This window comes from Xanthovirga aplysinae, assembly GCF_009711365.1.
GTDB lineage: Bacteria > Bacteroidota > Bacteroidia > Cytophagales > Cyclobacteriaceae > Xanthovirga > Xanthovirga aplysinae.
This window is the reverse complement of record NZ_SMMB01000962.1, coordinates 1-5,852: the sequence shown is the minus strand read 5'-3', so window position 1 is coordinate 5,852 and position 5,852 is coordinate 1. Positions and strand designations below refer to the sequence as shown.

At 36.2% G+C, this 5,852-nt stretch carries 5 protein-coding genes and 1 pseudogene; all 6 read left to right on the top strand.

Going from position 1 to position 5,852, the window contains the following annotated elements; translation table 11 throughout:
* Window positions 1-361 (top strand): annotated as a pseudogene (locus E1171_RS23770) (sensor histidine kinase); the annotation flags it as partial.
* Window positions 362-1,093, top strand: coding sequence for a LytR/AlgR family response regulator transcription factor (locus E1171_RS09090; RefSeq protein ID WP_155205693.1), 732 nt, complete (start codon window positions 362-364; stop codon window positions 1,091-1,093).
* A gap of 499 nt (window positions 1,094-1,592) precedes the next feature.
* Window positions 1,593-2,345 (top strand): 5'-nucleotidase C-terminal domain-containing protein, encoded by a 753-nt coding sequence (locus E1171_RS09085; protein WP_155205692.1) that lies wholly within the window; start codon window positions 1,593-1,595, stop codon window positions 2,343-2,345.
* Window positions 2,346-2,351: 6 nt separating this feature from the next.
* The gene (locus tag E1171_RS09080) at window positions 2,352-3,266 is read left to right on the top strand and encodes a bifunctional metallophosphatase/5'-nucleotidase (RefSeq protein WP_187696358.1); all 915 of its coding nucleotides are present in this window, start codon (window positions 2,352-2,354) and stop codon (window positions 3,264-3,266) included.
* 106 nt (window positions 3,267-3,372) lie between these two features.
* A complete protein-coding gene (gene dnaA / locus E1171_RS09075; protein WP_155205690.1) occupies window positions 3,373-4,863 on the top strand; it encodes a chromosomal replication initiator protein DnaA in 1,491 nt (496 codons plus the stop codon).
* 317 nt (window positions 4,864-5,180) lie between these two features.
* On the top strand, window positions 5,181-5,852 hold a 672-nt coding region (locus tag E1171_RS09070; protein ID WP_187696357.1), incomplete at its 3' end, for a GH3 family acyl-acid amido synthetase.

The following is a 5,852-nucleotide window of genomic DNA, read 5'->3' as shown; positions in this document are numbered from 1 at the left end:
AAAGTTAAAGGATGATAAGATTGATAAAATTTCACTGGATGTTAAAGTGGATGATACTGGGGTGAAAATTGAACCCATGTTACTAATCCCTTTCATTGAAAATAGTTTTAAGCACAGTAATATTGAGAATGTTCAAAGTGGTTGGATAAAAATGGCCATAACAATGGAAAAAGGGGGTTCTCTATTACATTTCTTTATTTCCAATAGTTTGCATAAAAGGGAATTTACCAAAGATAAAGTGGGAGGTATTGGTTTGGAGAATGTTCGTCGTCGCCTAGAGTTACTTTATCCGGGTCAACATGAATTGGAGATTGTCCAAAATGAAGATGAATTTAAGGTTAACTTAACAATTTTACTTTAAATGAAAATTAAGTGTTTAATCGTGGATGATGAGCAGTTGGCTCGTACTTTATTGTCGGAGTATATTTCAAAAATTCCCCAATTGGAATTAGTCGGTCAATGCAAAAATCCGTTGGAAGCAATGGAAACCCTACAGGGGGAAGCCATAGACCTTATGTTTTTGGATATTCAAATGCCCGAATTAACTGGAATAGAGTTTTTGAAAACACTTCCTGGTAAACCTGTAGTTGTTTTTACTACTGCATATCCCGAATATGCCTTGGAAGGGTATCAATTGGATGTGACTGATTATTTATTGAAACCTTTTTCATTTGAACGATTTGTTCAAAGTGTTAATAAAGCTAGTGAATTGATTAAATTGAAGAAGGAAGTGAAGAAAGGAGAGAAGGAAATACCTGAGCCTCTGCCGGAAACCAAAGTAACAGAAGAATTCATCATCATTAATGCCGATCATAAACTTTACCGGGTTAAACTTAATGACATTTTGTATATTGAAGGCTTGAAGGAATACGTGCGTTATCATACTAAAGATCAGAAAATAATCGCCCTACAGTCACTGAAGAGCTTGGAGGAAAGCCTTCCTTATGAACAGTTTATTCGTGTGCACAGATCCTATATTGTTTCTATGGCCAACATTAAAACCTTGGAAGGAAACCAAGTTGAAGTGGCAGGGAAAATGATACCTATAGGAAAAAGCTATAAAGAAGAAGTACTGAAACGAATTTTTAAATAGTTCCTCTATTGACACATGAGTTGTAAAGACACAAGGTTTTGCCTTTTAGAGCATCTCTAAAGCCTTCAATCCTCATTCCATAAAATAATCATTCAAACCCCATTTACCCAATTTATTGAAAGCAAAACTATAAGACGGAGACACAAAATTTTGCGCCTTAAGAACTCACCCTCACAAATTTTATCATTCCCAGATAAGAAGGGCTTAGGTGAATTTCAATTGATCAGGACAAATTCTGAAATATTTTTTTTAAGGAAGCCAATGTTTATGGGTTGATTTTAAGATAGTTGTGCTCGGATGTTTTTTTTCTTTATTAAAAAAACAAACTAAAAAAGCAGAATCCACACATTTTACTAATCAAAATCTTATTTTTGCGCCGGATTTATTTTGATTTAGGCCTTGACTGAGTTAGAGATTATTACGAATTGCTTTTCCCTAAAAATGCAAATTCGTAATTTTTAAATCCTAGTTAAATTGTGGGTTGTAGAACTGGTTGGTTATGTGGAAAAAAAACGTATTATTCCTTCTTTCTCTTATTTTTCTCTTTTCCTGTAGTCCGAAAATAAAAAAGACTTCCTATAAGTCCAATGCTCAGGGAGTTCAGGTTAATAAAGGTATAGAAGCGGATAGCGCTATATCGGCAATGGTTAAGCCTTATAAAAAGAAAGTAGATGCAGAAATGCACCAATATATTGGTAAAGCTGCCAAAACTCTTACAGTCCAGCCTGTAGAATCTACTTTGGGTAATTTTGTGGCTGATCTTACCCAGGAAATGGGAAGTGCATACTTAGGACAATCTGTGGATTTGGGAGCGATCACTATAGGGGGACTACGAACTCCACTGACTGAAGGTCCATTGGAAGTGGAGGATATTTTTGAGTTAATGCCTTTTGAAAATACCATTTATATTCTTCGACTCAATGCTCAGCAGTTGCGAGAATTATTTGATTATTTAGTTAAACATAAAAACCTGGCGGTTTCCAATAGTGTAGTAGTGACCTCTAGAAAAGGGGAAGTAAAACGTCTTTTTATTGGTGGTCAGCCTTTTGATGCCAATAGAACTTATACCTTGGCTATTTCTGATTACCTGGCAAATGGAGGAGATAAAATGCGTTTTTTGAAGGATGCCGAAAGGGTGAAAAAATTAAATGTATTGTATCGTGATGCCATCATAGAATACATTCGGAAATTGGATGCAGAAGGCAAAGTGGCAGATGCCCAAATTGAGGGTAGAGTTAAAATCCAGGATTAAATCATGATTAACAGAAGAAGTTTTCTAAGAAAATCCCTCATAGGAGGTGCTGGGGTAAGTTTGCTTGCGGGCTTGCCTTTAGATTCTTGGGCTGAGGAGAAGGGAGTTAAACTAACTGTTCTTCATACCAATGATACTCATTCCCGTATTGAACCTTTTCCGGAAGGATCAGGAAAACTTTCAGGTTTGGGAGGAATGGCCCAACGAGCGACTCTTATTAAAAAGATACGAGCTGAAGAGGAAAATGTCCTTTTATTGGATGCGGGAGATATCTTTCAGGGTACACCTTATTTTAATTACTTCGGTGGAGAACTAGAGTATAAATTAATGAGTGAGATGGGGTATGATGCCACCACTTTGGGCAATCATGATTTTGATAATGGGTTGGAAGGTTTAAAAAAGCAATTACCCCATGCTCGTTTCGATTTCCTAATTGCCAATTATGATTTTTCTGACACTATTTTAAAAGATAATTTCAAACCTTATAAAATTTTTAATAAGGGAGCCCTAAAAATAGGTGTGTTTGGTCTGGGAATAGAATTAGATGGTTTGGTTCCAAATGTAAACTATGGAAAAACCTTGTATTTAGATCCTGTTTTGAAGGCCAAAGGAATGGTACGAAAGCTGAAAGATGAGGAATGTGATCTGATTATTTGCCTTTCTCATTTAGGCTATGCTTATGAAGATAACACTATTTCCGACTTGAAATTGGCAGCAAAAGTAGATGGGATTGATTTGATCATTGGAGGACATACTCATACTTTTTTAGACAAACCCACAGTAGTAAAATCCCCTTCCGGTAACAAAGTTTTAATAAACCAAGTGGGTTGGTCAGGTATAAATTTAGGAAGAATTGATTTTAATTTTCATAGAAAATCAAAAAGCAAAGTGACTAGAAGTGAAGTGGTGAAGGTTTCCTAATTTCTAGAATAAATTTCCCTTTTTTGTTAGTGATTTTTTTAGCAAATTTGAAACCCTTTCTTTTTTAATTATTGATTTTTTAAGTTTCGACTTTTAATTCTCTTTAATGCAATTGGATTGTAATACAGCATGGACGAGATGCCTTCAGGTGATAAGTGAAAAAGTGGACGAACAGGCCTTTAAAACCTGGTTTTCCCCGATTTCCCCATTAAGAATGGAGGATAATGTCCTGACTATTCAGGTGCCCAGCCAGTTTTTTTATGAGTGGCTTGAGGAGCACTATGTCCATTTGCTTAGAAGAGCAATTGATATTGTGCTTGGAGAGAAAGGACGTCTGGCTTATTCAGTAATTGTAGATAAAGGGAATAATCAAAATCAACCCTATGTGGTGAATTTACCTGGGCAAAAAACAGGTAGTGGTCGACCTTATTATCCACAGGGTAATTCATCGACTACACGGCCGGCCAATCAATTTGGAAATCACAATTCTTATTCCAGGCAGCACTCCCCTGTTACTACACTGAATAACCCTTTTGCAATGCGAAAGGTGGATACCAGCCAGATCCCCTCGAATTTGAATAAACAATATATATTCGACACTTATATTGAGGGAGACTGTAACCGTTTGGCACGCTCTGCGGGTATGGCTGTGGCCAATAAACCGGGAATCACCTCCTTTAATCCCTTGATGTTATATGGAGGAGTAGGATTAGGAAAAACACATTTGGTACAAGCTATTGGAAATGAAATTAGGCGAAAGCAGGAGGGGAAATTTGTTTTATACGTTTCCTCTGAGAAATTTACCAGTCAATTTATTGAGTCCTTAAAGGTAAATAATGTACAGGAGTTTTCTAATTTTTACCTGCAGGTAGATGTTTTGATAATTGATGATGTGCAATTCCTTTCGGGAAAGGAAAAAACTCAGGAGATATTTTTTCACATTTTTAATCATTTGCATCAAAATGGTAAGCAAATCATTATGACCAGTGATTGTCCTCCTCGTGATTTAAAAGGTTTGCAAGAAAGATTGTTGTCCCGTTTTAAATGGGGGCTTACCGCCGACCTTCAAACCCCGGCTTATGAAACTCGTATTGCCATTATTCAGAGAAAAATGGAGGCTGATGGAATCTTTATTCCCGAAGAAGTAATTGAGTATTTGGCATATAGTGTGGATACAAATATTCGAGAATTGGAAGGGGTTTTAATTTCATTAATCGCCCATGCTTCTTTAAGCCGTACAGAAGTAAATTTGGAATTGGCCAAAAGTACTCTTAAGCATATCATTCCCGAAAATGAAACTGAAGTAGATATTGATTTAATTCAGAAAACCGTTGCTGAATATTTTGGGGTGGATTGTGAAAAACTTGTATCCAAGACCCGAAAAAGAGACGTAGTGGTGGCTCGCCAAGTGGCTATGTATTTCTCCAAAGAGTGTACGGAGCATTCTCTTAAATCTATAGGTTATCACTTTGGAGGAAGGGATCATTCCACCGTAATTCATGCCGTACAATCTGTAAATAGCCAAATGGTGACAAATCCTAAATATAAAGAAGCCGTAAATGATTTGAAACAAAAATTAAGAGTGAAATCGGCTTAATCCACCCTCACTTTTGTTTAGGTTTCCTTTGGGTATATTTCCTAAACTATTTTTTATTTCCACAAGTAGTTTCCCGTCTCAAGGGATCCTTTTTTACCGCAGTCTAGGGATTTATTCATGTTTCATTATTTAATTCTTAATTATTCATTTTTTATTATTCATTATTAATTATTTACTACTCACTATTTTCCCCAATCATTACGTTTAGTTAAAATAATCCCTTAATTTTAAGACTTAGTAGAGCCAAATCTTTTATAAGGAGCATTTGAAAACCATTCCTGCACCTTGGAGAGGGACTTTAATCCAATTGGAGTATAATGGGAATTAGATCATTTTTTAGTAAGCCGTTTGCCCGTTATGTAGTAGGTAAACAGAAGCGATGGGCAGCAAATCCGATAAAAACACAACAAAAAGTATTCAATTATCTGATTAAGGAAGCCAAAGATACTCAATTTGGTAAAGACCATGATTTTTCTTCCATTAAATCATACGAAGATTTTAAAGCGAGAGTGCCTGTAAGAGATTATGAGGGGCTTGCCCCCTATGTCCATAGAATTCTAAATGGACAAAAAGACGTCCTCTGGACAGGTATTCCCCTTTATTTTGCGAAAACATCAGGAACAACCTCAGGTACTAAATATATTCCAATGACAAAGGAGTCCACTCCTTTGATGATTAATAGTGCCAGAGATGCTTTGTTAAATTATGTTTATGAAACGGGTAAATCCAAATTCCTTGATGGTAAACTGATTTTTCTTTCCGGAAGCCCTGTGATGGACAAAAAGAACGATATCCTGACAGGTCGCTTATCTGGTATTTCAAATCATCATGTTCCGGCATATTTAAGGACCAATCAAATGCCTAGTTGGCAAACCAATTGTATGGAAGATTGGGAAGCCAAAGTAGATAAAATTGTCGAGGAAACCGCAGATCAAAATATGACTCTGATATCAGGGATTCCACCTTGGGTGCAGATGTATTTTGATAAA